At 44.7% G+C, this 26,745-nt stretch carries 24 protein-coding genes and 1 pseudogene; 10 read left to right on the plus strand and 15 right to left on the minus strand.

What is annotated here, in order from left to right:
* The first annotated feature begins 104 nt into the window (after nucleotides 1-104).
* Nucleotides 105-572, plus strand: a complete 468-nt coding sequence (locus WD077_15015; protein ID MEX0968541.1) for a PIN domain-containing protein — start codon at nucleotides 105-107, stop codon at nucleotides 570-572.
* Nucleotides 556-717, plus strand: coding sequence for a hypothetical protein (locus tag WD077_15020; GenBank protein MEX0968542.1), 162 nt, complete (start codon nucleotides 556-558; stop codon nucleotides 715-717). The genes WD077_15015 and WD077_15020 overlap by 17 nt, the downstream gene beginning before the upstream one ends.
* A gap of 994 nt (nucleotides 718-1,711) precedes the next feature.
* Here the strand turns inward: WD077_15020 and WD077_15025 are convergent.
* Entirely contained in the window at nucleotides 1,712-2,515 is an 804-nt protein-coding gene (locus WD077_15025) for a nucleotidyl transferase AbiEii/AbiGii toxin family protein (GenBank protein MEX0968543.1), read from the minus strand.
* Nucleotides 2,512-3,333 (minus strand): type IV toxin-antitoxin system AbiEi family antitoxin domain-containing protein, encoded by an 822-nt coding sequence (locus WD077_15030; GenBank protein MEX0968544.1) that lies wholly within the window; start codon nucleotides 3,331-3,333, stop codon nucleotides 2,512-2,514. Before WD077_15030 ends, WD077_15025 begins: the two co-directional genes overlap by 4 nt.
* Before the next feature lie 469 nt (nucleotides 3,334-3,802).
* Here WD077_15030 and WD077_15035 point away from each other — a divergent pair.
* From WD077_15035 to WD077_15045, 3 genes and pseudogenes are all read left to right on the plus strand, one after another.
* A pseudogene (locus tag WD077_15035) lies at nucleotides 3,803-3,988 on the plus strand (FAD-linked oxidase C-terminal domain-containing protein).
* A 164-nt stretch (nucleotides 3,989-4,152) separates the two neighbouring features.
* Entirely contained in the window at nucleotides 4,153-4,848 is a 696-nt protein-coding gene (locus WD077_15040; protein MEX0968545.1) for a DCL family protein, read from the plus strand.
* 231 nt (nucleotides 4,849-5,079) lie between these two features.
* Nucleotides 5,080-5,940, plus strand: a complete 861-nt coding sequence (locus WD077_15045) for an Omp28-related outer membrane protein (GenBank protein ID MEX0968546.1) — start codon at nucleotides 5,080-5,082, stop codon at nucleotides 5,938-5,940.
* Between the two features lie 450 nt (nucleotides 5,941-6,390).
* Here WD077_15045 and WD077_15050 read toward each other — a convergent pair whose 3' ends face one another.
* The 8 genes from WD077_15050 to WD077_15085 form a co-directional block, all read right to left on the minus strand.
* The gene (locus WD077_15050) at nucleotides 6,391-7,146 is read right to left on the minus strand and encodes a tetratricopeptide repeat protein (protein MEX0968547.1); all 756 of its coding nucleotides are present in this window, start codon (nucleotides 7,144-7,146) and stop codon (nucleotides 6,391-6,393) included.
* On the minus strand, nucleotides 7,143-8,927 hold the full coding sequence (locus tag WD077_15055; GenBank protein MEX0968548.1) for a BatD family protein: 1,785 nt from the start codon (nucleotides 8,925-8,927) through the stop codon (nucleotides 7,143-7,145). The genes WD077_15050 and WD077_15055 overlap by 4 nt, the downstream gene beginning before the upstream one ends.
* Nucleotides 8,921-9,688 carry a tetratricopeptide repeat protein gene (locus WD077_15060; GenBank protein ID MEX0968549.1) on the minus strand — a complete coding sequence of 256 codons (768 nt, stop codon included), beginning with the start codon at nucleotides 9,686-9,688 and terminating at the stop codon, nucleotides 8,921-8,923. Before WD077_15060 ends, WD077_15055 begins: the two co-directional genes overlap by 7 nt.
* Nucleotides 9,689-9,693: 5 nt before the next feature.
* The gene (locus WD077_15065; GenBank protein MEX0968550.1) at nucleotides 9,694-10,713 is read right to left on the minus strand and encodes a VWA domain-containing protein; all 1,020 of its coding nucleotides are present in this window, start codon (nucleotides 10,711-10,713) and stop codon (nucleotides 9,694-9,696) included.
* 104 nt (nucleotides 10,714-10,817) lie between these two features.
* The gene (locus tag WD077_15070) at nucleotides 10,818-11,816 is read right to left on the minus strand and encodes a VWA domain-containing protein (protein ID MEX0968551.1); all 999 of its coding nucleotides are present in this window, start codon (nucleotides 11,814-11,816) and stop codon (nucleotides 10,818-10,820) included.
* Nucleotides 11,813-12,772 carry a hypothetical protein gene (locus WD077_15075; GenBank protein ID MEX0968552.1) on the minus strand — a complete coding sequence of 320 codons (960 nt, stop codon included), beginning with the start codon at nucleotides 12,770-12,772 and terminating at the stop codon, nucleotides 11,813-11,815. Before WD077_15075 ends, WD077_15070 begins: the two co-directional genes overlap by 4 nt.
* A gap of 38 nt (nucleotides 12,773-12,810) precedes the next feature.
* Nucleotides 12,811-13,686 carry a DUF58 domain-containing protein gene (locus WD077_15080; GenBank protein MEX0968553.1) on the minus strand — a complete coding sequence of 292 codons (876 nt, stop codon included), beginning with the start codon at nucleotides 13,684-13,686 and terminating at the stop codon, nucleotides 12,811-12,813.
* Nucleotides 13,687-14,050: 364 nt separating this feature from the next.
* The gene (locus WD077_15085) at nucleotides 14,051-15,055 is read right to left on the minus strand and encodes a MoxR family ATPase (GenBank protein MEX0968554.1); all 1,005 of its coding nucleotides are present in this window, start codon (nucleotides 15,053-15,055) and stop codon (nucleotides 14,051-14,053) included.
* 383 nt (nucleotides 15,056-15,438) lie between these two features.
* On the opposite strand from WD077_15085, the gene era reads away from it, so the two are divergent.
* Nucleotides 15,439-16,320, plus strand: a complete 882-nt coding sequence (gene era / locus WD077_15090; GenBank protein MEX0968555.1) for a GTPase Era — start codon at nucleotides 15,439-15,441, stop codon at nucleotides 16,318-16,320.
* A gap of 68 nt (nucleotides 16,321-16,388) precedes the next feature.
* Nucleotides 16,389-16,844, plus strand: coding sequence for a hypothetical protein (locus WD077_15095; GenBank protein MEX0968556.1), 456 nt, complete (start codon nucleotides 16,389-16,391; stop codon nucleotides 16,842-16,844).
* A 39-nt stretch (nucleotides 16,845-16,883) separates the two neighbouring features.
* On the opposite strand, the gene WD077_15100 is transcribed toward WD077_15095, so the two are convergent.
* Both WD077_15100 and panB read right to left on the minus strand, forming a co-directional pair.
* The gene (locus tag WD077_15100) at nucleotides 16,884-18,326 is read right to left on the minus strand and encodes a T9SS type A sorting domain-containing protein (protein ID MEX0968557.1); all 1,443 of its coding nucleotides are present in this window, start codon (nucleotides 18,324-18,326) and stop codon (nucleotides 16,884-16,886) included.
* Between the two features lie 181 nt (nucleotides 18,327-18,507).
* Nucleotides 18,508-19,326: a 3-methyl-2-oxobutanoate hydroxymethyltransferase gene (gene panB / locus WD077_15105; GenBank protein ID MEX0968558.1), complete on the minus strand. Its 819-nt coding sequence runs from the start codon at nucleotides 19,324-19,326 to the stop codon at nucleotides 18,508-18,510.
* A gap of 189 nt (nucleotides 19,327-19,515) precedes the next feature.
* On the opposite strand from panB, the gene WD077_15110 reads away from it, so the two are divergent.
* Both WD077_15110 and dnaK read left to right on the plus strand, forming a co-directional pair.
* Nucleotides 19,516-20,523 carry a hypothetical protein gene (locus tag WD077_15110; protein MEX0968559.1) on the plus strand — a complete coding sequence of 336 codons (1,008 nt, stop codon included), beginning with the start codon at nucleotides 19,516-19,518 and terminating at the stop codon, nucleotides 20,521-20,523.
* A gap of 186 nt (nucleotides 20,524-20,709) precedes the next feature.
* Nucleotides 20,710-22,650: a molecular chaperone DnaK gene (gene dnaK, locus WD077_15115; protein MEX0968560.1), complete on the plus strand. Its 1,941-nt coding sequence runs from the start codon at nucleotides 20,710-20,712 to the stop codon at nucleotides 22,648-22,650.
* 79 nt (nucleotides 22,651-22,729) lie between these two features.
* Here the strand turns inward: dnaK and WD077_15120 are convergent, their stop codons facing one another.
* Both WD077_15120 and WD077_15125 read right to left on the minus strand, forming a co-directional pair.
* A complete protein-coding gene (locus WD077_15120; GenBank protein ID MEX0968561.1) occupies nucleotides 22,730-23,323 on the minus strand; it encodes a hypothetical protein in 594 nt (197 codons plus the stop codon).
* A gap of 199 nt (nucleotides 23,324-23,522) precedes the next feature.
* Nucleotides 23,523-23,813 carry a hypothetical protein gene (locus tag WD077_15125; protein ID MEX0968562.1) on the minus strand — a complete coding sequence of 97 codons (291 nt, stop codon included), beginning with the start codon at nucleotides 23,811-23,813 and terminating at the stop codon, nucleotides 23,523-23,525.
* A 179-nt stretch (nucleotides 23,814-23,992) separates the two neighbouring features.
* Here WD077_15125 and WD077_15130 point away from each other — a divergent pair, with 179 nt between their 5' ends.
* Nucleotides 23,993-25,954, plus strand: a complete 1,962-nt coding sequence (locus WD077_15130; GenBank protein MEX0968563.1) for an aconitate hydratase — start codon at nucleotides 23,993-23,995, stop codon at nucleotides 25,952-25,954.
* 18 nt (nucleotides 25,955-25,972) lie between these two features.
* On the opposite strand, the gene WD077_15135 is transcribed toward WD077_15130, so the two are convergent.
* Complete coding sequence (locus WD077_15135) at nucleotides 25,973-26,722, minus strand: hypothetical protein (protein ID MEX0968564.1); 750 nt, start codon at nucleotides 26,720-26,722, stop codon at nucleotides 25,973-25,975.
* Nucleotides 26,723-26,745 lie beyond the last annotated feature (23 nt).

The following is a 26,745-nucleotide window of genomic DNA, read 5'->3' on the forward strand; positions in this document are numbered from 1 at the left end:
TCGGAATTGTAACTGCCTGATTTGCAATGATGAGGTTTGACGTTAGTCAAAAGTTTAGAAAACACCCCGATAAGAAAACAGTAAATATTGAGTAAATTTACCCTATGAAACCAAAGTTGTATTTCGACACGTCAGTTTTTGGGGGTGTGTACGATATAGAGTTTGAACAAGAGACTAAGAAGCTCTTTGAAATGGTCGAAAAGGGCGAAATTATTTGTCTCTATTCTGAATTGACCATAGCTGAACTTGAAAATGCACCAAAAAAAGTCAAGGAACACTTTCACAAAATCGTAAACAGCAATGCTGAACAAGTTGAACTGACGAGAGAAAGCACAAAACTTGCAACGCTTTATGTAACTGAAAAAGTAGTTGGACCTACAAGCTTTGATGACTGTTTACATATTGCGACAGCAACTATTCAAAAAGCTGACATTTTGGTTAGTTGGAATTTTAAACATATCGTCAACGTTTTTAGAATAAGAGGTTACAACTCCATTAACATAAGAGAAGGACATAACCAATTAGATATCAGGTCACCAAAAGAAATCATAACACATGAAGACAACAACTAAAAAATTTGACACTGTAAGCTTTTTTAGAGCCGAAAAGGAAAGGATTGCAAAAGAAATATCAAATATGAGTTTTGAAGAATTGAAAGATTATTTGAAATCAAAAAGTGCATGGATGAAGAAAAATAAAAGCCGACCGCACAATTGAGGTACTGTCTTAAAAACCAAACAAAGCCCATAAAATTTTCTCGAACTTAGCGCTGTCTGAAAGAGGACTTCAGTCGGCTGTCTGAAAGAGGACTTCAGTCGATTGTTTAGACGGAAGTTCATCTTGTGCAGGCAAGTCTGATGGCTTGCCTGCCTTTTTTGATCAGTAGCTGGCCTTTCCGTTCCAGCTTTTTCCAGACGTGCCAAATAAATAGCGCAGCATGTTGCGCTACCAACTGTCAAGGTCTTTGAGTTTGCCTTTAATACTTGCCCTATGGAAGTATTTTAGCCATCCTCCTACCCAGTCGCTCTGCTCCAACCGGGTGACAATTTAGTATCGGAGGCCTCTGGCCGGATTCAGGGCAGCGGCCAGGCCATCTGCGCCTTTACCGGGTAGTATCGCACCACCAGATTCTTCTCTTCGCTATCGCTCCGATCAGAATGACGGTCATTGCGGGAGAAGGGATATATCCGTGTAGCTTATCCCCAGCTCGCGCCTGTGGCGCGTGTCCTTTTCGTCCTCAGCCCAAAGCGGTACGTTTAGCGGCAGGTTATCACAGGCAATTTATTCCGCTATCGCTCCATGATTTCCTTCGCAATGACAGTATGATATATCAGTCATTGGGCTATCCAGGCCACTTACACCCCCTGCCCCTCAAGGGGGAATTACCTCCTTTGGAGGTTTCTACTGTCTTGTTCTATTTCGGTGCTATGGTGCCGCCCGTTTCGCTTCCTTCAATCCCTCCCTCCCGGGAAACCACCCCCGACTAAAAAGTACGGAGCAAGCTTTGCGGCTTGTCGAAGATCCCGGATTTATTACGGGGCTAATCCCGCCTACTAACTAGCGGGACAAGGGACTTTCACCCTCTGGAAATATTAGGTATCTTCGATACCTTTGCCCATGCCGGGCACACACAGCAAGTCATAGATGAATTCTTCTTGCGAAAAATTTTTAATGACCTGAATAACATTATTCTCTATTTCCTTGCTGGCCATTACAATTCAAATTTCTTTAGATGTCGCATAACTTCTCTTTCTACCTGTTCAAAGTCGGGCAGGTCTTGTATTTGGTCTGCCATTGATTTTTGCCAACGTCCTTTATATTGGGGTAACCGTTGTTCCAACTTATGATGAAAATCGGCTGGATTTAAATCTTTACGCTCGCATTTCGTGCGGAATTCATTTGTGAAAAAACCGCTGTCCATTCCGTGAATTTCCAGTAAATACCAAATATCATAAAAATCCCGGGCTTGCATCCGCTGCATGACCGAACGTAATTTTTCAACCAATACTTCTTCAAGCAAATAGGAGAGTAATTGATGCTCTTCCTGGTCTGAATAAGAAACGATGACATCTTTGTTAGCGGTCTCAAAAACCAGTTTTTCGCTGCGGGAAATATCAACCTTTACTTTTTTATTATGCCCCTGACCGCCCAGCGGACCTATATAACTGATGTAAAAATTAATGCCGCCATCTTCGTGTTCATTGTCATAAATTATTTCAAGCGGAATGTTGGCTTCTTCCTTTATGTATTCAAAAACAACCGCAAACCATTCAAAAATTTGCTCATTGGAAATAGTATCATCCAGTAAGGTAAAATCCAAATCCTCAGAAAAACGATAGTCTTCAAAGTACACTTTCTTTAACACAGTTCCACCTTTGAATACAATTGACTTAGCAAGGTTTTCATGTTGGGCAACACCTTCCAATATCCATGAAAGGATGTAATCCTTTTCAATCTGCTGATCGCGGACACCCACTTCACGGGCTTTGCTCTGTATTTCTCCGGGCTTAATCATGTGTAAATAGCAGATTTAATGGTTTCCGTTTCCAAATTTTGTTGAATGCTCCAACGACTGATTCGTTTTCCTTGCTTAGGTAATTCCGTGTCCAAAACCACATAAGAAGCTGTTTTTGATTCCTGGAGTTTTTCGGTTATGTCCGTTTTGATGTCCAGTATTTCCAATAAAAAACCAAGTCTTTTTATGACCGCCTGAGAATTGAATTTTTCAGTATATTCCAAGAGCTTATTGAACTTTAATTTGTCTTTTGAAAGGTAAAGCGCACGTGCAATTTCAACTATCCCCCCAGCATAATCCGGTTTGAAAAGACAGTCAACAAAGGTTTTTTCCAGATCTGAGCAGAATACTTTATGAAAGCTGTCTATCCATGTCTTTTTTGCCCCAAAGAAATGTTCGCTATTGTGATAAATGAATTGAAAGGATACCCCTTTAATCTCTATTCGTGTTGGGCGCTGTTGTTTGGCGACTACAATTTGTTCCTTTAATGAAGGCTGGGTAATCAGGTTGTGGATTTGCAGCGCAGAGTAGTACCCAATATAGTGATCGGTTCCTTTGGTCAAGGGCTCAGCCAATAAATGCCAGTCGGGCATGAATGTTTCCGGATCCTGCTCATAGGGAATCAGGCAATAATGGCCTCTTTTGAGTCTCATTAAAAGTCCACGCCTGACCATATCACTTAGCAATTCCTTTAATGCACTTGCCCTGGAATTTGGAAGTGCCTTTCTTGCCTCACTATAGTTAAAACAATCTTGCTCAAGTTTATTGAAATACCCCAATAGCTCGCTTGATTGAGTTGATATGTTCTTATTCTGCATAGTAAAATAGTCAGCTAAAACCTGACTACAATGATACAAAGGATAATTCTATTTTGAAAAAATGATTTCTTATAGTCCAATTGTCAGCCGAAACCTGACTAATAAGATATGCAACATCATTATCGGTGGCGGGGTGATAAAATTGCACTCATTGGCAAAGTTTGGCCGGCTTGAGAATCCCCCAGCTGTGCCGGGTGACGATGATGTTTTGCGGCCTATTACCGAAGTTTATGGCATTACAGCCCATGTCTGAACTAAGAAGAGCAAATACCAACCATCCTCACTTCCTCACAATTTCTTGAATCCAGTGAAAGCAGGAAAAGTTGTGTTGCCGGAATTCTGGAACTTGAGCAGTGCTTACCATGAAAGCCCACTGAAGATTATGGAAGTTTTGGGGCGGGCCTATTCTAATAACTACAGCCAGAGGCTGCAAAACGTAGCCGTCACATAGCTGGAGCCAAGCGGGAGTATCCGCGAAATCTTCCAACTGGTCGTATCCCTGGGCGGCACACTTTCCGGAGAGCACGGCATCGGCTACGTACAAAAGGAATTCATGGACATTGTATTTGACAAGACTTCATTAGATTTGATGCGACAGATCAAACAGGTGTTTGATCCGAAGGGGGTGCTGAATCCGGGGAAGGTGGTGAATTGAGCAGTCATATTCCTTGTTGGTCTTAAGCATACCTAAAAATGTCCTGTAAATGAAAACTAATTCTATTGACCTGATTAAGAGATTTTTAGACAACTGAAACCATAGTGGGTATAAACAACATGTTGTTTATACAACCGTTGGCATTAATTTAAAAAGAACCGAAAATGATAATCGGAGATAAAGAATTTAAGTACAAGAAAGACGCTCTTAACTATTATAAAGCGATACTGAATTCATATGAACCGCCACATAAAGTTAACGAAGATGATTTTCGAGACTTGGTTGGACTAATTGAATTTCGTCCTGATAAAGAAAAGAAAATTGGATGTGGAATTGAAAGCATTCAAGTAATTGAAGTCCGTTATAAAACAAAATGCTTTGAATTAACGCGGAAAGACGGCTCTAAAGAAATTTTTTCCTATTTAAATTGTATAAATGGAAAGTCTAAACCGTTAGCGAAATTCAATAAAACCTGTCGTGAAACAATAAGCGAAGACCTAAGAAATGTTAAATTGGCTTACTTTAAAAAGTTCTCAACCAAAGGTGAAGTGAAATGCCAAGAAACGGGAGAATTATGTAAATGGGAAGAATTGAATGTTGACCATCGACTACCAAATACGTTTTCAGTAATTGCTGACAGATTTATTGAAGTTCATAGAATTGACATAAATGCTGTTCAATACACAGAAATTATGGACGGAGTTTATCATTTCACAGACGTTGAACTTGCCGAAAATTTTAAAAATTATCATAGAGATAAAGCAAACTTGAGATTGGTTAAGAAAGCAAAAAACTTAGGGCGTTCACATCAAGCAAGAATTAATCGACAAAAAAAGGACTTAACAATTGACCGAAAATAATAAAAACTACCGCCAATCGAGTAGCCCGCCCCGCCAGCGGTAGCTGACGGGGAGAACATCTCACACCACCCGATCCTTCCATTGGTCAGGATAAACCAAGCGGTTCGCGTACTGGGCGGTTCGTAAAGCAAACAACTACCGCTCTTTACACCAGTAGTTGCTTCTCTGCGGAATAATTTATTCTGCTATCTTTGTCTTTCAAACAATTTTTATCTGCCTAAAGATAACATTATGAAAAATCTCAACATTTTATTCGCAGTTTTGCTAACACTCGTCATCATTTCCTGCTCTAAAAATGACCCTATACCTAAAGAGCCTGAAGTCAATGCAGGATGTCTGGATTCACAAGCCGTCAATTATAATGAACAAGCAAAGAAAGATGATGGTAGCTGCCGCTATGTGCAGGAGAAGAGTAAATCATTGCTCCTCAGCTTTACAGCTATTTTTAACCCGGAAAATGCACAATGGGCTACCCCCGCTATTCGTGATCTGTACCTCAACAATAAGGAGCATGTAGTACCGGTTTCGGTTTACTCCATGCTGGAAGATTCTTTTTACAACGAAACCGCCAATTATCTGCGTACCAATTTGAAGATTTCGCGGTATCCCACTTTGGCTGAGGGTAAGTCTCAAATCACATTTAGTTCTACACAATATGACAATTTCCTTAACCAGGTGCAGTCACTCATTGATTCGAGAGTTGCGAAATCTCCTGTAGCCAATGTGGATTTTACCCACAGCATTTCGGATGGCGTGCTTAAAATTCGTAGTGTCACTGAATTCTTTGAAAAAGGTTCCGGGAGATACAATTTGGCCATATACGTGATGGAGGATAAAAAGAAATACTACCAATACACCGGCAATGGCAACTACACAAATGAGTTTGAGCACCGGTTTGTGCTAAGAGGCACGGCTTCCGGGCATCATTCCGGAGATCTCCTGGCTGAGGATCCGGCTGCGGGGACACTAGTCATTTCAGAAGCAAGCCTAGAATTGCCCTCAGACTGGAACGAGGATAACTTGCATATTGCAGCGGTTATCTGGAAATTCCAATCGAATAACTCTACTTACATCAATTCCACTTACCACTAAAAAGGGCAGAGAAAGGCTCTTATTCTATAGCTTTCCAATGTTGCAATACACTTGGGAGGTTTGCTTGGCTGCATGAAACCTCCCCGTTTTGGTGAGCGTTTAGCGATAACGCAACGCGTGCCTCGCAGGGCGCGTGCTGGCGCACGCCTGTGGAGCCTGTCCATGAGTTTTCCGTTGTGGCAATTTTGGCAACTCCACAACAAGCCCATTAAACTATGGAGCTAATAACCTGGTAGATCAAAAAGCAAATTATATTCACGCTAATCCTGTTATTGTCAATTTCTAGTTTTTCGTCATAATCCGTTTCACCCGTGGTTACAGGGTGAGGTGTAGTTTATGGCCCGGCCCGCTGCTCCTGCCAGGTTTAATGCAGTTAAAACAAAATATTTAAAAAATCTATTTATTGTTATAATCCTGTGTTACTATGTTGAGCAAAGCCAGAACATCCCTTCATATCACCCGAAACTCCTCTTGCTTCACCCAACCCTTCTTCCCATCAGCCAGGCGGACTTCTGACCAGCCTTCCAGTTCATCTGTGATCTCGACCTTTATGCCCTCGTGGATGAGGTAGAGGTCGGTGCTGCCGGCATCGGGGGAGCTTTTCATATAGACGGTGGGAGCAAAGATGATCGCGAAATTCCCGGAAGTTTCTGCCTGATATTGCTGCCAGGCCAGCGTAAATAAACAAATGCTAAATACCAGCACAACGGCTCCTGTAATGCGCAGGCCGCGAATTGCCTTGCGCTTTCTTATAAACAGAGTAATACCGAAAACAATAAAAGCCGCCCATAAAAGCGTCAGCGCCCACAACGACCATCCTTTGGAAGATTGCGTATTTACAAGATTGCGCCAGCCGGTCACTATTGCCAATTCCGGCACAGGCTGCACCTCATCCGCTATCATCTGGTTCGCCTTTTCCAGATTGAATTGAATATCCTCATCATCGCTGCCGGTTTTCAGTGCCCGCTCATAATTAAGAATAGCTGCGGAATAATTTTCCAGTTTGTAATATGCATTGCCAAGATTATAATAAAGCACTCCTGACGCATATCCCTTATCCAATACTACCTCATATTTTTCTGCTGCTTCCTGGAATTGTTCACTTTTATAAAGCTCATTGGCTTCAATAAAAACACTTTCCGGCTCCGTTGCAAAAGCCGAAATCGCTGTAATTATAAATAAGAATAAAGCTATAATATTCTTCATTTTAATTGCTCTTCAAGATCGCTGATGAGGGTAACGGTTTGTGTGTATGTGTTGTGCATGTCTCCGGAAGGCGTGGGTGCAAAACGGGCAAAGTCGCAATGGTTCATTACCTGCAACAGTTGTTCGATGTTTTCCTGCCGCACTCCACGTAGCGCCAGCATTTCCTGCAGCTTTTCCCTGTCCATATCCGCAGCGCCAATGGTGAGTTTATCTTTTAAATATCCCATCAGGGCAGTGTTGATCTCTGTATAAAATTCCTCTTGCTGTTGCGTTTCCCGGAATTCATTTGCCTTCTTCAAATGTTTTTTCGCGATGGTCGTGGCCTTTCTCCTGCGCATCCCGGCCCCATCAAGGCTTTCCTCTTTTCTTTTTCGTTTATAAACCAGCAATAGTCCCATCAGCACAACCGGAACCGCAACTCCGGCAGTAAATGCAGGCGAACCGAAGAAATAGTTTCCCTCCTTTTCAAGTTCAGCTTCGCCAGTTTTGATGTAACGAATATCCTCTCCCAGCGTTTCCACGTCCTTCTTTTTAGCGGATGGAATTGGGCCGGCTGCATCTTTTTCTCCCTGGCTTATATACAGCTTAAATTCCGGAGAGCGCATGGTGATGTAACGTTCCTGGCCGGGATCGAAGTAGCTGAATTCCTGCGGAGCAATGGTGTATTCCCCGGCTCTTCGCGGAACCAGCAAAAAGTCATACGACTTGGAACCCGTGATCTGGCTGCCCTGGTTGTTCAACTTTTGCTCCACCTGCGGATCAAATACCTCCACATCCGAGGGAAGTTTTAATTCCGGTTGATTGAGTTTTTTAATATTTCCGGTTCCGTTAAAGTTAAATTTTAAAGTAATCCCCTCACCTGTTTTTGCTTCTGTTTTATCAATGGTTGAATTTAAATTGAAAGTCCCCACAAGTCCGGCAAAACTCTCAGGTTTTCCAGATGGTAAAGGCTTCACATTTATTTTAAGGATATTGCTCCTTACCTCATATTTCGCATTCCGGCTGTTGCCAAAAAAATCATCGAAAAAGCTTCTGCGGTTACCCGGCTCCCGCACCATTACCTGCAACTGCATAGGTTCAATTTCTAGAGAACCGGTTTTTTCCGGAAATATGGCGGTTCGCTTTATTTCAATGGTTTGGAATCGTCTGCCCTTGTAAACCTCCTCCTGCACGCGGTATTCACGCGGCCGTTCAAAATCCTCGGCCCAGAAACCCGGAAATGAAGGAAAATCCATCGGAGCCAGATCAACAAGTGGCTTGGCGCTGTAAAGCTTAAAAGAAACCACGATCTGTTCTCCCTGGTAAGCGGTGGTTTTACTGGCCGTGGTTCTTATGAATAAATCGTCACCACTGCTGCCTGAAGGCTGTTCCTCGCGGCCTTCCTGGCCGGAAGCGGAAGTGCTGCCCTCCACTACCTCTATACGAATGGGTTCGGTCTGCACCTCCTCACCATTTACTTTTGCTTTGGCCGGGCCAATGGTAAAAGTTCCGGCCTGACGCGGCCGCAATACATAAGAATAGGTTTTGGAATCGGATCTGCGGCCATTGATGATCTGGATGCTGCTGGAAACATTTGGCCCGCTGACTACCTGGAAATAGGGCAATGATGGCGGATCATATCCCTCAACCCGGCCTTTCAGCGTAAACGAAAGTGTGAGCACATCACGGGTACCCACTTTCGTTTTGTCCACTGAACCGGTGATCTGGGCATCCAGCGGTGCCGTTATGAACAGTAATATGGCAGACAAAAACCAGCTATACTTTCGCATTTCTATCACCATTCCTTCTCCGTTTTTACTGGTCTGGATTCTTTTTGTTGCTTTAAAAGCATTTTACGCTGCACCTCTTTTTCCTGGCTTTCCAGCGCTTTTAATATCTGTTCAGCCTCTTCCTGCGAAATTTTAGCTCCCTCCGCAGGTTGCTGCTCTTTTCCCTCCTTGTCAGGTTCTCCATTCTCTTTTCCGTTATCAGGCTGATCCTTTTTGTCTTCTTCACCTTTTCCATCATCTTGCTGATCCTGTTCATTTTCTGAATCCTGATCCTGTTTTTCCTGTTCCTGCTGTTCATCGTCCTGCTTATCCTGATCCTGTTGATCCTGTTGTTTTTTGAGCATTTCCAGCGCATAGCTCAAGTTATATTTTGCATTGTGAGCATCAGGATTCAGCCGCAACGCACGCTTATAAGCTTCGATGCTTTCCTCATATTTCTGTTGCTCCAGCAGCGCATTGCCGTGGTTGTAATGTGCTTTCGCTTTAATGTCATCTGATCCTGACTTCCCCGCTACCTGCGCGAAACGATCTGCAGCATCTTCATAACGTCCCTGCTCATAGAGGGCGTCTCCCAGGTTGAATTGCGCCAGTTCCTGTGTAGAGTCTATGCTCAACGCTTTCAGGTATTGGGTTTCAGATTCTGCGTAGGCCCCATCCTGGTAAATTTTATTGCCTTCGCGAATGACGCCCCGCTCCTTCTGCGCTGATGCAACCAAAGAAAAGAGCATGGCCGATGCAAAAAATATCGCGGTTATTATTTCTTTATTTTTCATTTGATTTAATTGCCTGAAGTTTTAGGTTTTAATCTTCTTAAAGGCACAAAAAATTCGGCCACTAAAAAAAGCAAAGCGGCTGCCAGAAAGAATTGAAATTGATCCTCATAATCTGCAAATACCTGCGTTTCCCGTGTATTTTTCTCCTGTTCATTTATACTGGTCAGCATGGCATCCACTTCTTCCTGTGCATTCGTAAGGCGATAATATTCTCCTCCTCCTGCGTCTGCAATTTCCACCAGCATTTCTTCATTCAACTTTGAAAATATTATATTCTGATTTTTGTCTCTCAAAAAAGTACTGCTTCCGGGCGAAGCAGGTACAGGCGAACCATTGGCGGATCCCAATCCTACGGTATAAACCCTGGCGCCCTGCTCTTCAAGCTTTCCGGCTTCCTCTATGGCATCTCCCTCATGGTTTTCTCCATCGCTCACCACAATAATCACTTTATTTCTGACCTCTTCACCGGAGAATGATTTCCCGGCCAGCGCAAGCGCCTCGCTGATAGCCGTGCCTTGCGAGGGAATAATATCTGTTTGTAATGAACTGAGAAATAACTGCGCAGCTCCCAGGTCAGAGGTCAGCGGCATTTGCACATACGCATTGCCGGCAAAAACGATAAGTGCTACGCGGTCGTTTTGCAGGCGGTCCAGCAACTTGCTGATGTAGTTTCTGGCCAGATCCAGGCGACTGGGCATTACATCCGTGGCATTCATGCTGCGGGAGAGGTCAAGCGCAATTACCACATCAACGCCCTGCAATTCCACCTCCTTCAGTTTATTTCCTATTTGCAGGTTTGCCAGCCCCAATACCAGGAAAGTCCCGGCCAGCAACACCAGGATAATTTTAATGATATGAAGCCCGGTTGATGCTTCCGGGGCCAGCCGCTGCACCAGTTTTTTATCGCCAAAGCGCGCTATTGCACGCCTGCGCCAAAGCATAAAGAGCAGGAATAATCCCAGCAACAGCGGTATTGCCAGCAGGCCATACAGATAAGTTATGTCTTCAAATCGAAGAATATCCATTTCTTTTAATTTATTTTCAAATAATTAATCATCTTAATTTTTTATTTAAATTTACTTTTTATTTTAACTTAAAATTTTTTACTGAGAAAACATTTATTAAAATATTAAGGAACTGTTTTAAAAAATACAAACCGGCTAAATACTTCAACAAAAAAGAAACAGCCGGCCAACAACGCAAACAGGTGAAATTCCTCGGTTTTGCGTTGAGAAGTTGCAATCTCGATTTCGGATTTTTCGAGTTGGTCAATATCATTGTAAATCTCACGGAGGCTGCGCTCATCGGTGGCGCGGTAATACCGGCCTTCAGTGGTAGCAGCTATATCGTTTAGGAGTTCTTCATCAATCCTGACTTCTATTCTTTGAGTGCGGGTAATTCCATCGCGGCCGCGGTATGGAATATTTACGTGTCCTCGTTTGCCAATTCCAATAGTATAAACACGGATGTCCAGGCGTGCAGCAATTTCGGCAGCCGTTTTCGGATCAATAGAGCCGCTATTGTTCTCACCATCTGTGAGGAGAATAATCACTTTGCTTTTGCTCTCACTGTCTTTGAGCCTGTCAGCAGCGGTAGCGAGGCCCATGCCTATTGCGGTACCATCTTCCAGCCAGCCGCTGCGCACCTTTTGGAGCAGGTCCCGCAGCACATAATGATCCGTGGTGATGGGTGATTGAGTAAAGCTTTCGGCAGCAAAAATTACAAGGCCAATCCTGTCGTTGGGCCGTCCGCTGATAAAGTCTGACGCGACCGCCTTGGCTGCCTCAAGGCGATCAGGATCAAAATCCTGGGCCAACATGCTTGGCGAAACATCCAGGGCCAGCATAATGTCAATTCCTTCTGTCGTGATCTTTTCGTTCTCATCCACCGTTTGCGGCCTGGCCAGGGCCACCACGAGCAACGAAAAGGCAAGGATCCGGAAAAGGAACATGCTGTGATAAAACACAGGCTTCCATCCTCGGCCCACTCCTGCGAACGCCTGGAGGCTGCTCATCCGCACTTTCGGCAGTTGTTTTTTTCTGCGTGCTATGTACCAAACAATGAACAGCGGCACGAGCAGTAGCAGATAGAAAAACTCCGGGTTTGCATATTCGTAGTTAAAGCTCACCTCGTATCTGTTTTAATTTCGTCTTCCTGCGTTTCTTCTTCCGCAATTATTGCTTCAGGGGCAGGTTGCGGTTCAGGCCTGCGCTTTGTTTTTTCTACAAAACTGAAGGCAATTTCCAGATTCTGCACGTGGTCGGTTTCAGGCGGAGTGGCTTTGGCAAATTTTACCATATCGGCTTCGCGCAGCATGTATTCCACCTGCTCCAGCAATTCACGCTTCACCTTCTGGTCTTTCAAGTCTGCCATCAACTCGCCTGTAGTAGACTCCATCGCCCTGATGCTGTACCTCCGCTCCACATAGTGCCGGAAAATATCCGTCAGTGAAATATAATATTCCTTAATTGCACCATTTTGCCACAGCTTTAAATTTTCCAGTTCTTTTAATTTTTCAAGTGCCCAGACATGCGCAGGGATAGGTGGCGGCTGTTTTACTATCTTTTCCTTTGGTTTCCGGTAATGCCGTATTAATAAAAATATTGTAATAATTAAAATTAAAACGGCCACACCGGTAAGAATGTAAGGCAGGAATTCTTCAAAAGTATAGGGAACATCCAAGGGTTCCTGAATGGGTGCAATAGCCCGGCTTGTATCAATTGGCAAACGGGTGAAGGTAATAATGCTTTCGGGAGAATTTGCTGTATTAAGGACGGTGTCGCCCTTTATTGAATAACTGAATGGCAGCGAGGGAATTTTATAAGCACCAGAATCCCATGCCGTTACTTTGATTGCCTGGGTGAGCACCAGTTGGCCATCCTGTTTTGCAGTATCAATGCCGGTGATGTGCAATACTTCCAGCCCTTCAATGGATTCCTTTACATCCGGCCAGTTTACCACCAGGTTTTCTGACTGCCGGAGTTTAATATAAATATCTACCTGATCACCAATCTCCGCTTTTTCCTGGTATTGCGTCACCTCCAGGAAAGGTTCCTGTGCCGGTAAGAGAAACGGACAGAGCATTAATATTAAGAATAAACCAATTCTCATATTTATCAGCCTCACCTGCGTACCTCCCTTTTTTTAAAGAAATTCATGAGCTCGCGGATGTAGGGCAGGTCCGTTCTTAATTTTAAAATATCCAAGCCGCATTTTCTGAAAATTTCGCGGAAATAAATATCATGCTCCGCATAATATCGTGCGTAGCGGTTCCTGATATTTTCACTGCCGGTATCAATCATCATTACCTGACCGGTTTCGGCATCGGTCATTACTATCAGGCCCATTTGAGGCAATGTCTTTTCCCGCTCGTCATACACCTTTATGCCGACAATGTCATGCTTGCGGGATGCAATGTTAATCGGCTGTTCGTAATTGTGGTCAATAAAGTCACTGATGAGAAAAACGATGCTGCGCTTTTTCATTACGTTATTCATGAATTTCAGGGCTTCGCCAATGTCAGTGCCTTTAGCGGTTGGCCTCACTTCCAGCAGCTCCCGGATAATCCGCAGGATGTGCGTCTTCCCTTTCATTGGCGGAATGAATTTCTCGATTTTACTGCTGAAAAATATTACGCCTACTTTATCATTATTCGTAATAGCTGAAAATGAAAGTACCGCACAGATTTCTGTAATAAGCTCATTTTTCATTTGCACGGACGTTCCGAAAAAAGAGGATTCACTTACGTCTATCATCAGCAAAACCGTCAATTCCCGTTCTTCTTCAAATATTTTAATAAATGGCTGATTGAACCTGGCCGTCACGTTCCAGTCAATATTCCTGACATCGTCACCATATTGGTAAGCCCGTACCTCACTAAAAGACATTCCGCGCCCCTTAAACGCGCTGTGATATTCACCGGAAAAGACCTGATTACTGATCCCGCGTGTTTTAATTTCAATGCGCCTTACTTTTTTAATGAGCTCCTGGGTTTCCATTTTAACAATTAAATATTTGAACAGAATTAAAGGAAACCACATAAAGAATAGCGGCCATTATGTTTACGTCAGGAAGGTCTGTTTCAGGAAAGTTTGCGTCAGGAAGGTCTGTTTCAGGAAGCTCAGTTTCAGGAAAGTTTGCGTAAGCAAACGTTAATCCCCCCTTGAGGGGGGCGCAGGGGGGTGTTTGCCGCGCAGTGAGTAACCGTAACGATTTGCTCCACCGACACCCTCCTGCCCCTCCGAAATAGTCCGGAGTCCTTCGAACCCTCAAGGAGGCATTTCTCCCCAGCTTTATATTCCTGTTCATTATTTTAATTATTAAATAGAACCTTTCATCCTTTTACCTCTCCATCGCCCGCATCTACGGAACTTCAATTTTGTTAAGGATCTCTTTGATAATTCCCTCTGAAGTTATGTTCTCTGCCTCTGCCTCATAGGTGATTCCGATCCGGTGGCGCAACACGTCATAACATATAGACCGCACATCTTCCGGAATTACGAATCCTCTGCGCTTGACAAAAGCATGGGCTTTGGCGGCCAGCGCCAGGTTGATGCTGGCACGCGGAGAACCACCATAACTGATCAGCGGCTTCAACTGGCCGAGGCGGTATTTATCAGGATTCCGGGTGGCAAATACGAGGTCAACTATATATTGCTCTATTTTTTCATCCATGTAAACCTCGCGAACAGTTTTACGGGCGCGGATAATCTCTTCCGGTTTTGTAACCTGATTTACCTCCGCAGGCCTGTTTGAGAGATTTTGGCGAATAATCATTTTCTCTTCTTCCTGATTGGGATAATCCAGCACTACCTTCAGCATAAAGCGGTCTACCTGCGCCTCGGGCAACGGATACGTTCCCTCCTGCTCTATAGGGTTTTGTGTAGCAAGGACGAGAAACGGATCATCCAGCGGAAATGAATGGTTGCCGATGGTTACCTGCCGCTCCTGCATGGCCTCCAGCAATGCACTTTGTACTTTGGCAGGTGCCCGGTTTATCTCGTCAGCCAAAATGAAGTTGGCGAATACAGGCCCTTTGTTGACCTCAAAACTTTGTTTTGCCTGGTTATAAATCATCGTACCGATAAGATCAGCAGGGAGCAGATCGGGCGTGAACTGCAACCGGCTGAACTTGGCATGAATGGCCTTTGCCAGGGAATTGATGGCAAGCGTCTTGGCCAGCCCCGGCACACCTTCCAGCAGAATGTGGCCGTTGGAAAGCAACCCGATCAGCAGCCGCTCTATCATGTACTTCTGCCCTATTATCTTTTTGCTGACTTCCATCAGGATGAGATCGGTAAATGCGCTCTCCTCCTTAATTCGCTCATTGAGCGCCTGAATATCTATTCCTGTTTCAATGGTTTCCATGAAAAATTATTTCTGATTAAGATTAATGTACAAACTTATAATCCTCAATTTAAAGAACTGAAATTCTGACAGCCGATGCCAGAATGTATTCAGCGGGCGGGTTTGGCAAAAATCAGACAACGAAATTTTGTGGCAACCGGCAGTTTTTCAGCTTTAAATATTTTTTAACAGATTTTAACGTCTGCTGAATTCTTTACCAAATGTTGAATTCAAAGATTAGTGAATTTGTCCTTTTCATTTTATTACTGATGATTTATGAAAATTTGTTCTGCACACGCCTTCAAAAACCGGTGAATATTCTGCAATGCAATCTTCTACGAACAACCCTCATTCCCAGCAGTTAATTCTGCAAACAATCATTACCCCAGCTATCTTTGCCGGCTATGCCATTCAAATCAGGATTCGTAAATATAATCGGAAAGCCCAACGTAGGGAAGTCAACGCTCATCAATGCGATGGTTGGCGAAAAAGTATCCATCGTAACGCCCAAAGTGCAGACCACACGGCAGCGCATAATGGGCATCCTGAATAGTGAGGATTACCAGATCGTATTTTCGGATACACCGGGCATTATGAAACCGCGCTACCTGCTGCAGGAGAGCATGATGAAGTATGTTTCGGCTGCGCTGGAAGATGCTGATATCGTGCTTTATATGGTGGAGGCTACAGAATCTCCGGCTGACCATGAGGATTTCGCAGACCGGCTTTCGCGCCTGGAGGTGCCGCTTTTTCTGGTGATCAACAAAGCTGACCTGACAGAGCAGCCGAAGCTTGAGGCGCTAATCAGGGATTGGGAGGCGAAATTTCCGCAAGCCGCAGTTATCGCCATCTCTGCCCTTCATACCTTCAACCTGCAGAAGTTGCTGGATAAAATTATAGACCATCTTCCTGAGCATCCACCTTATTATCCTCACGAAATGTATACGGATAAAAGCGAGCGCTTCCTAGTTTCAGAAACGGTACGCGAAAAGATCTTTACGCAGTTCAGGCAGGAAATCCCTTATTCCATTGAAGTGAACGTAATTGAATTTAAAGAAGAAGAAGCCATTATAAGGATAGAAGGTGAAATTATCGTGAACAGGCAGTCCCAGAAGCCCATTGTAATCGGCAACAAAGGTGAAGCCCTGAAACGTGTGGGGACAGCCGCAAGGAAAGAACTTGAGGAGGTTTTCAATAAAAAGGTTTTTCTTAAGCTCTTCGTAAAAGTGAGGGAAAACTGGCGGGAAAAGCCTGTGTTCCTGAAGAACTTCGGGTACGATGTCTGATAGGAATTTTTATCCCTATTGATGTAATGATAATTTTGAGAAAGGTTTTGTTTAAATACCTTTATGTAATGGACAGATTGATTTTGACGTGCCTGCTGTTTTTATTGACAGCTTCGATTTTAAGCCTGCCGGTTGCTCACGCTCAAACTGAAAAGCGGGCTTGCAAACCTTCAGACATTCCACACTTTCTTACCACCTTTAACAAGGCGCTGGTGGCTGACAGCGCTGGTAACTTTGAAACTCTCAAAGAAAAATCTGTATTTGAAAGCGATGATTATTTTGTATATCAGAAAAAACGCAACGGAGAGTTTTCCACATATCTCATTAATGCCGAAGAATATTGCGAATCCACATATAAAGATGGTACGATTCACTCAGTTTCATTCTCGGTTTTTTTATGGGATACACCAATAGAGCGAAAGTTCACGCTTTACCTAAATGGTAATAAGAATGTAGAGGAGCTAAAAGTATCCTACCCCAAAGGAGATATTTCCATCAGCGAAATAATCTTTACCAATCGCTGAAGGAATTGCAACCGGAGCGGTGGGCGGCCACCTGACCGGTTAGTTTGTCAGGATCATTCGTTTATTGGCAATTTCCTTATTATCAGCAATCAGGCTGTAGATGTACATTCCCGCCTGCAGTTCGTTTCCATCAATGATTTCCGCGCCACTGCCCCGCTGCGATATGCTCTTCCTTATAAGCTGCTTTCCTGACATGTCATAAATGTACAGATCAGCAGAATTCACCGAATAAGGAAGATAGTATTTAATGGCTGTGGAAACCGTAAAAGGATTGGGTTGATTTTGATAAAGTATCGGTTTATCAAAATCATCTCCTCCCGGAGCCATCACGCCCGTGTGGTTTTCGATTATGATTTTAAGTGAATCTACTAACATTTTCAATACATCAATCTCTGAGAGCACCACTTTATATTGGTCTTCCTGCTCCTGAATCTTGGTTTCAAATTTAGTTTGCACAGAATCCAATTCCTTCATTCCCTCTATCAAAACCGGAATGAACCCGTGATAACTTATGCTGTAAAAGCTGTCGGCATTCATGGTAATCAACTCAGGATATACAGTTCTCACTTCCTGGGTACGAAGTCCGAACTGTCTTTTTGCCGGGAAAAGATACTTATCGAAAGGTGCGCCTTTATAGTTGAAGCTAATGCCATTAATGCTGCGGAGATTCTGCATTACATTATTTAATGGAGCCGGCTGCTGCTGCATTCTTTGATCAGCATAAGAACTGTAGGTATGGGCCATTATATCGCCTCCTACCGTAAGTGCGTAGCCCTTTAAAAATGAGCGTTTTATGGCTTGGCTTCCGTCATGATCCACCGTCCAAACCCGGCCTTCTCCACCATTCTGGATCACCATGAGAGGCGCCTTTTGCCCTGCATGGGCTTTGATGCCGAAAGGAATAAGTGTATCATTTGGCGAAATTGCCTGCAATCCGAAATTGGTTCCCATGCTTGTACTGCCATCCACCATCCTTATTTCATGATAAGTTCCGGTAATGCGAATTTTAGTCAGATTCCTCGTACCGAAGTCCAGGCTGCCATCATGTGCATTAATGGCCATATTCCCCGGGGCCGTGCGAATGATAAGGCTTTGAGTAGGATTCTCAAAGTAAATTCCGTCTCCTTCATCCACCACTATTCTGCCGCCAAAACGTGTCCTGCCGTCTACGTGGAGTGGAGTAAGTGGGTTAGAGGTGCCAATCCCCACATTTCCTGCTGCCGAAATGCGCAACCTTTCCTGGCTCCCGGTCCTGAACAATATGGACTGGCTTTCAAGTTGGTTGAAAAATATGTTGTTGTTGCCTTCAATGCCCAACTGAAAACCACCACTGGCCGATTGAGCATTGGTCAATTGAAATTGGGTGGTGCCAGTTCCGGGATTGGCAAACATCTGTGTAGTGTCCTGAGCATTCAGATCACCGCCAAACAAAAGAAAAGCACCCAACGTGGCTATTGCGGGGAAAAGTTGAAAATTTTTCATAATGAAATATAGTGAGTAAATAGTGAAAATAGATTACCGCATTAAACAAAAACGGGTAATTCAGGACGGAGAGGCAATATTTTGCAGGGGATAAAGATAAGGTAGAAATCAGAGTATTTTATAATATGAAAAGAAAATCTTATTTCTTTGATATAAAATATACAAAATATATTTCTAACGCTCAATATTGCTCATTGTCATTCGGAAAATCAAGCTGTTTCACGTCTTCAATATATTTTTCCACGGCCGTGGTTATATCATCGAACAGATTCATATACCGTCTCAGGAACCGCGGGTTGAATTCCTTGTTGAGGCCAAGCAGATCATGTAGCACGAGCACCTGTCCATCTACATCCGCCCCGGCACCTATTCCTATCACCGGAATGGTTAGCGATTCCGTGACGGTTTTGGCCAGCACGGCAGGTATCTTTTCGAGCACAATGGCAAAACATCCGGTTTCCTCAAGGATCCTGGCGTCTTCAATAAGTTTCTGCGCTTCTTCTTCTTCCTTTGCGCGCACCGTGTAGGTACCGAATTTATAGATGGATTGGGGAGTGAGGCCCAAATGTCCCATCACAGGCACTCCGGCAGAAAGAATCCGCTCCAGCGATTCTTTGATTTCTTTGCCACCTTCCATCTTCACCGCATGAGCGCCTGATTCCTTCATAATCCGGATGGTGCTTTCAAGGGCGATCTTTGAATTTCCTTGGTAGGAGCCGAACGGAAGATCCACCACTACCAGCGGCCGCTTGATAGCGCGCACCACCGATGCCGCATGATAGATCATCTGATCAAGCGTAATGGGCAGCGTGGTCCGGTGGCCGGCCATAACATTAGATGCGGAATCACCCACCAGCAATACATCAATTCCGGCATTGTCAAGGATGCGGGCAAGGGTGTAGTCATAGGCAGTAAGCATCGAAATCTTTTCACCGCTTGCCTTCATTTCCTGCAATACGTGGGTGGTAATTTTTTTGACTTTGCGGGAGTAATTCGTCATAGGAGGAATGCGTTTTATGGGGCCGAAATTAACAATTGGTTGCCGGTATTATTATAAAAGCAAATGAATAAGGTCGTTCTTTTGTAGTGTATCCCGAACTTCATCTGCTGCCGGATTCTATAAGTGGCAGCCATACAATCAGCGTTTGAAGTTATTTTTGCACTTTTTATTTTAAAAATCCAGGATTTAATGCGCGCAGCCACATTCCTTACTATTTGCTCCTTATTCTTTATTCTTCCTTTTTATTCCTGTGAAACCGACCTCAATGTTAATGCAGACTGGAAAGAGATAAGTGTAGTATACGGCCTTCTCAATGCTGATGATTCAGTTCATTATATAAAAGTAAGTAAGGCTTTTCTGAATGAGAACACCAGTGCCATTGAGGTGGCAGGCATTCAGGATTCTCTTTATCATCAGGACAGTCTCAGCGTTTTTTTGCAGGAGATAAACGACCGGGGCCAAATTTCGAGGGAAATTCACCTCAGGCGCACTTATAACGAGAACAAGGAAAGTGGCATATTTTCCTACCCCGGCCAGTATCTTTATCGCACTCCGCCAGGCGTTGTCATCAGCACGGACCACAGTTATACATTATTTGTCAGGAATTTAACGAGCGGTTATGAAACCTCGGCTACCACTCCTGTGGTAAACCCGGTCACCCCTATATACCCAGGAAATGCGCAAACGCAGATTCAGTTCTGGCGCTACAGTGATATTCGCTTTAGCTGGATTGCCGGGCTGGATGCCAAATTTTATCACGTTGAATGCGATTTTTTTTATGAGGAATTTCCCAAAACAGATCCTTCGGATGTTGTACAAAAAACCATGGTTTGGCGGCTTGGCCAATATCTCCTTTCCAATCCTGCCATTAAAGAGGAAATGACGCTTCAGATAAATGGAGAAATCTTCTACAGGACCATCGTCAGCAATATCCCGGTAAATGCAGATCTTCAACGCAGGGTTACCGGTATTCAGTTCCGGTTTGCATCAGGAGCTACGGAGGCCTATTATTACATCACGCTGAATGAACCTTCTGCAGGAGTGGTGCAACGCAAGCCGGAATATACCAACATGAGCAACGGGTTCGGTGTATTCTCAAGCCGTCATTTTGCCACAGCCCCGGCAAGCCTGGGCAACGAAAGCATAGATTCGCTTATTTTGGGTTCCCATACCCGCGATCTGAATTTTATCCGGTAAAAGTTCAGTCCTGTTTTTCTGCACTCCCCAAGCTTTCCGGATTCCATTTCCATTCTGCCAATTAGTCAGAAATACTTATGGAACTTCAAGCCTGTCAGTTAAAATATTCAATGGCACTGGCATTGATAACCACCTCCCCGAAAGTAAAACTGACTATTTAAAACAATAAAAATAACTACTCGAGACATGGGAAAAATAATTGGAATTGACTTAGGAACTACCAATTCTTGTGTAGCTGTAATGGAAGGTAACCAACCCCAGGTTATTCCAAACAGTGAAGGCAAGAGAACCACACCTTCTGTCGTAGCTTTTTTGGAGAATGGTGAAATTAAGGTTGGTGATCCGGCAAAGCGCCAGGCGATCATCAATCCACAACACACTATCTCCTCTATTAAGCGCTTCATGGGTAAACGATTCAGTAAAGTAAAGGAAGAGAAAGACCACGTCAGCTATGCTGTTGATGAGGGACAGAATGACACCATTCGTGTTAAGATCAATGATAAAAACTATACTCCGCAGGAACTTTCAGCTATGGTGCTTCAGAAAATGAAGAAAACCGCTGAAGACTACCTGGGCCAGACCGTTACAGAAGCTGTGATTACCGTCCCTGCTTACTTTGACGACTCACAAAGGCAGGCTACAAAAGAAGCCGGAGAAATTGCCGGACTTACCGTAAAAAGAATACTTAACGAACCAACGGCTGCTGCACTAGCTTATGGCCTTGATAAAAAGAGCAGCGATCAGAAAATTGCAGTATACGATCTTGGTGGCGGAACTTTCGATATTTCGATCCTCGAACTGGGAGATGGCGTTTTTGAAGTGAAATCAACCAGCGGTGATACCATGCTAGGTGGTGATGACTTTGATCACACGATTATAAACTGGCTCGCAGATGAATTCAAGAGCAGTGAAAATGTTGACCTCAGGAAAGACCCAATGGCATTGCAGCGTTTGAAAGAAGCGGCTGAGAAAGCCAAAATTGAGCTGTCGAGCGCGCAAGAAACTGAGATAAACCTGCCTTATGTCACTTCTGTGGACAACATGCCGAAGCACCTTGTAAAGAAGCTGAGCCGCAGCAAGTTTGAACAACTGTCTGACAATCTTGTCCAAAAGACCATCGGCCCCTGCCGGGAAGCTTTGAAGGCTGCCGGCCTCACCGCCAAAGATATTGATGAAGTGATACTGGTGGGTGGTTCTACGCGGATCCCGAAAGTTCAGGAAGTAGTAAAAAGCTTTTTTGAAAGAGAGCCGCACAAAGGAGTGAACCCTGATGAAGTCGTGGCAATAGGAGCTGCAATCCAGGGAGGAGTTCTTACCGGTGAGGTAAAGGATGTGTTGCTGTTGGACGTTACACCACTTTCAATGGGAATCGAAACCCTGGGTGGCGTAATGACGACTTTGATCTCGGCAAATACAACCATTCCAACCAAAAAAAGCGAGACCTTTTCGACTGCCGCTGATAATCAGCCTAGCGTGGAAATACACGTGCTGCAAGGGGAACGTCCGATGGCCAACCAGAACAAAACGATTGGCCGTTTCGTATTGGATGGAATTCCGCCTTCACCGCGTGGTGTCCCGCAAATTGAGGTAACGTTTGACATTGATGCGAACGGGATCCTGAATGTTAGCGCCAAGGACAAAGCAACCGGTAAGGAGCAAAAAATCCGGATTGAAGCCTCTTCAGGCCTTAGCAAGGAAGAAATTGAGAAAATGAAAGCCGAAGCGGCAGCCCATGCCGATGAGGACCAAAAAGCTAAGGAACGTATTGAAAAGCTGAACCAGGCCGATGCACTGATTTTCTCAACAGAAAAGCAGATGAAAGAATATGGTGAGAAAATTCCGGCTGATAAGAAAGCAACGATCGAAACCGCCCTCGCGAGCCTGAAAGAGGCCCATAAGAGCGAAGATCTTTCGGCCATTGAATCAGCAACTTCTGAGCTTAATACCGCATGGCAAGCGGCCGCCACTGACATGTATCAGGGCACCCAGGGCGGAGCCGATCAGGGCCAGCCCGATGGAGGCGATGATTCAGCAACTGACGGATCTTCAGGAGCTGGAAACGGCAAAACTGAAGACGTAACCGATGTGGATTACGAAGAAGTCGAAGGCGATAATAATAAGAAGTAAATCTCTTTTTAGCCTTTAAATTAAAAGCCCGGTGAATCATCAAGAATCACCGGGCTTTTTTTATTGCATTCGGTACCTGCTATTTGGTCCATGTAGATTTACAGGAATCAACCGAAGAAGTAGCCGTATTTTCTATCATCAGATCAAGTGAAATGATTTCACCTGAAATGCTTCCTGTGCCGGAAACCAAAAGATCATTCCCTCCCGGTTGCTGAGTAATTATAAGCTCATCGTCATCTATAGTCGCTGAAACGGGATCGTCAATAACCTCCGCCAGCCCGGTGATTAGGACGCCTGCAAGACGCAGAGAATCTACCAATATTTCTGCTTCATATATTCTTGAACCTCCGACACTGCACGAATCCTCTACATTCCAGGCACCGATGAACCTGTTCCTGGCAATGATCTCACAGCGCTCTCCGGTATAACCCTCATTGCATGAGCAAATCCCGTTGTTGCATTCTCCATTTTGGCCACAGTCTATTTCAAAACAGGGCAATTCCTGATCACAAAGAACACCGGAATATGCCTCATGACAAATGCAGACGCCATCCTCACAGGTTCCATGCGGGCCACAGTCAATGCCTTCACATGCCTCTCTGCATGATTCCAGTGAAAGGGTAAACCCACAAACACTCATTGCAATGACCAGATAAAGCTGAAATTTCTTCATTAAATTTTTAAAGATTTTTTAAATTAAACCTGACGTTTTATAGAAAAACCCCGGGAACCGCAAATGTACTGCGGTCTACCGCTCAGAATTTCCGGCTTTTTATTGATTTGCAAAATATCGAAGAGGCAGACCACATTTGGAAAGCCAGCTAAGAAGCTGACCGGCAAAGGCATATTTTCAGGATCCACCAGGCGGCAGATCAGTCAACCGAAACTTCCAGAATGCAGGAAATGGGAATGCAAACTCCGCCTTTCAGGATGATATTTTCTTCCGTCACTGCCCACACGGTCGTTTCTACCTGCTTCTGACCTTCAGTGGTTTGAAATTTAATCCGCACCTTATGCTTATGGCCATTCCCAAGAATCCTGGCCTTTTCAAGCTTCTCTCTTCTCTGGATCCGGTCTGCAGGACGGTACAAGACATCCTGCGATGAAAACCGGCAGTTTTGAATCAATTCCTTGTCAATTTGCTGTGGGATTAAAGTTTCCATTGATATTTTCTTTTTTGATTTGGATCAGAATGCGCTTGGAAATATAAGAATTATCTGCAAAATATTTAATATTGACTGAGATCGCGTAACGGGAATCGAGGCATGAGGCACTCATGTACTATTCGAACCTCTCTCAATTACAGCCGTTTCATCATTTCAATCCAAAAAAATAAATTGTTATGCCCTTGAATGTAACACAGAAGTTGATCCGAGACCACCTCGTTGACGGTACCATGACTCCCGGAAATGAAATCGGGCTGCGGATAGACCAAACCCTGACCCAGGATGCCACCGGAACAATGGTAATGCTGGAATTGGAAGCTATGGGCCTTGATCGCGCCAAAACAGAAGTATCCGTGCAATATGTAGATCACAACCTGCTGCAAACCGACTATAAGAATGCGGATGATCACCTTTTTCTGATGAGCGCAGCGAGCCGTTTTGGAATCTGGTACAGCCGGCCCGGCAATGGAGTAAGCCATCCGGTACATCAGGAACGCTTCGGGAAACCTGGCCGGACGATGGCGGGCAGCGACAGCCACACTCCGGCAGCCGGGGCAATTGGAATGCTGGCATTGGGTGCTGGCGGACTTGATGTAGCCTTTGCCATCGCAGGTAAACCGCTCTACATGAAAATGCCAAAAGTCCTGGGTGTGAAGCTGACAGGTAAACTACCGGATTGGGTAAGCGCAAAAGATGTGGTGCTGGAGATGCTCAGGCGGTATGATGTAAAAGGAGCGCGGGGCATGGTAATCGAATATTACGGCCCGGGTCTCAATAGCCTGAGCTGCATGGATCGCCATGTTATCGCTAATATGGGAACAGAGATGGGCGCTACATCCACCGTTTTCCCAAGCGATGATGAAGTAAAGCGATTCCTGAAAAGTGAACACCGTGAGCAGGACTGGATACACCTGGTGGCCGATGAAGGTGCCGGCTACGATATAAATGATGAACTGGACCTGAACAAACTGGAACCCATGATCGCTCTTCCGGGAAGCCCTGGCAACGTGAAAAAAGTCAGGGAAGTAGAAGGACGCAGTATCAGCCAGGCAGTCATAGGATCATCTGCAAATCCAGGCTTGCGCGATTTCTGGATGGCAGGCCAGATCGTGAAAGGGAAAACCACGCAGAATGACGTTTCATTCGACATCAATCCTACAAGCCGGCAGTTGATCGAAAATCTCTCAACCACAGACAGTTTTGCCAGCCTCATTCATGCCGGAGCGCGATTTCACCAAGCCGGATGTCTTGGCTGCATTGGAATGGGGCAAGCACCGGCCAGCGGGCGCATCAGCCTGCGAACGATGCCGCGCAATTTCCCTGGGCGCAGCGGAACTCGTGAAGATGCCGTTTACCTGTGCAGCCCCGAAACGGCTGCCGCCTCTGCGCTGACCGGCAAGATCACCGATCCACGCGACCTCGAACAGATTTATGGAATGCGCTATCCGCAGTTTGTGGAGCCGGATCGTATCATCATTAATAACGAGTTGCTGGTAGAACCGCCAGAAGACAGCAGTCACGTGGAACTGGTGAAAGGTCCAAACATTCAGAGTTTACCGGAATTTGCCCCCCTGGCAGATGCATTGGAAGTGCCCGTATTGCTAAAAATGAGTGATAATATTTCCACAGATGAGATCATGCCTGCCGGTTCGCAAGTTCTGCCTCTTCGAAGCAATATCCCTGAAATCAGCAAATATTCATACTTCCAGATAGATCAGCAGTTTTATGAGAAAGCTTTGGAAGCGAAGGAAAGATTTTCTGCATTTACGGTAGTGGCCGGTGAAAATTACGCCCAGGGAAGCAGCCGCGAACATGCAGCCATCGCGCCCCGGTATCTGGGTCAGGCCGTTACCATTGCAAAAAGCTACGCGCGCATCGGATGGCAGAACATGGTGAATTTTGCAATTCTCCCGCTGGAATTTGCTGACCCGGACGACTATGACAAACTTGAACAGGGAGACATCCTGGTCCTGCATGGCTTACACGACTCCATTAAGAATGACAAGGAAATCATCCTCAGCGTTAAAGGAAAGAACATCATGTGCAAAATGAAACATTCATTAAGTGAACGGCAAAAGAATGTAATCCTGGCCGGAGGAGTAATTAATTTACTAAAACAGGAGATTACATCGCTCTAATGTAAGCCGGGAGGATTTTTACTCTGCCCCCGCTCCTTTCATGCTTCCTGCCTCCGTAAAATGGATGGAGCGCAAAATTCCAGGAACGATCATGCGGTACATGCGATGCAATTTTCCATGCCGCCTGTAAATATCGCCTTGCATCTCATCACATTCATCTAATGTCTTTTCAGCACCACTTACTCCGTCTATACATTTTGCCTCAAAACTGTCCACGGCTATTTGTGCGAAGATGAATCCCTGTTCATTCCAACCTGAAGGTAGTTTTGCAGGTTTGAGAAAATATGCCCACTGGCGGTCATTTTCCAGCAACAGCACTTTTGATTCTTTTAAGTTTAAAGAGAAATTTACGGGAGCTTCCCCGTCCCAATCCTGCAGGCTCTTTATCGTTCCGCGCGGAAGCTCGGTTCCATAACCTTCCGGGAATATGCCCACATAAGTGGCCCCGGCCGGGGCATGAACGTTCAGGGGCAATTCTATTATGGTCTCACTTCTGGAGGAATAAATATTAATGATTGCATTTGGAAAAGTGGTGGAGTCTTCCATCACCTTCCAGACTTTTGGATATACCAGCCGCAGTCCAAACGCTTGGTTCTCATATTCATTCCAGCCTTCTGTACTGATTTCAAACCGGGCTTTCTTCGGGCTCCTTTCCTTCTTTTTCTCTGCCTCCGTATCCTCCGAAGACCGCTGTTCGCCAGAATCAGGTGAGCCGCATGAGATTGTAATAATCATCAACAGGGAAAGTATCCAAATTAAATTTTTCATGGTTTGAATAATTTTAAAAACTG

This window comes from Bacteroidia bacterium (assembly GCA_040880525.1).
Taxonomy (GTDB): domain Bacteria; phylum Bacteroidota; class Bacteroidia; order CAILMK01; family JBBDIG01; genus JBBDIG01.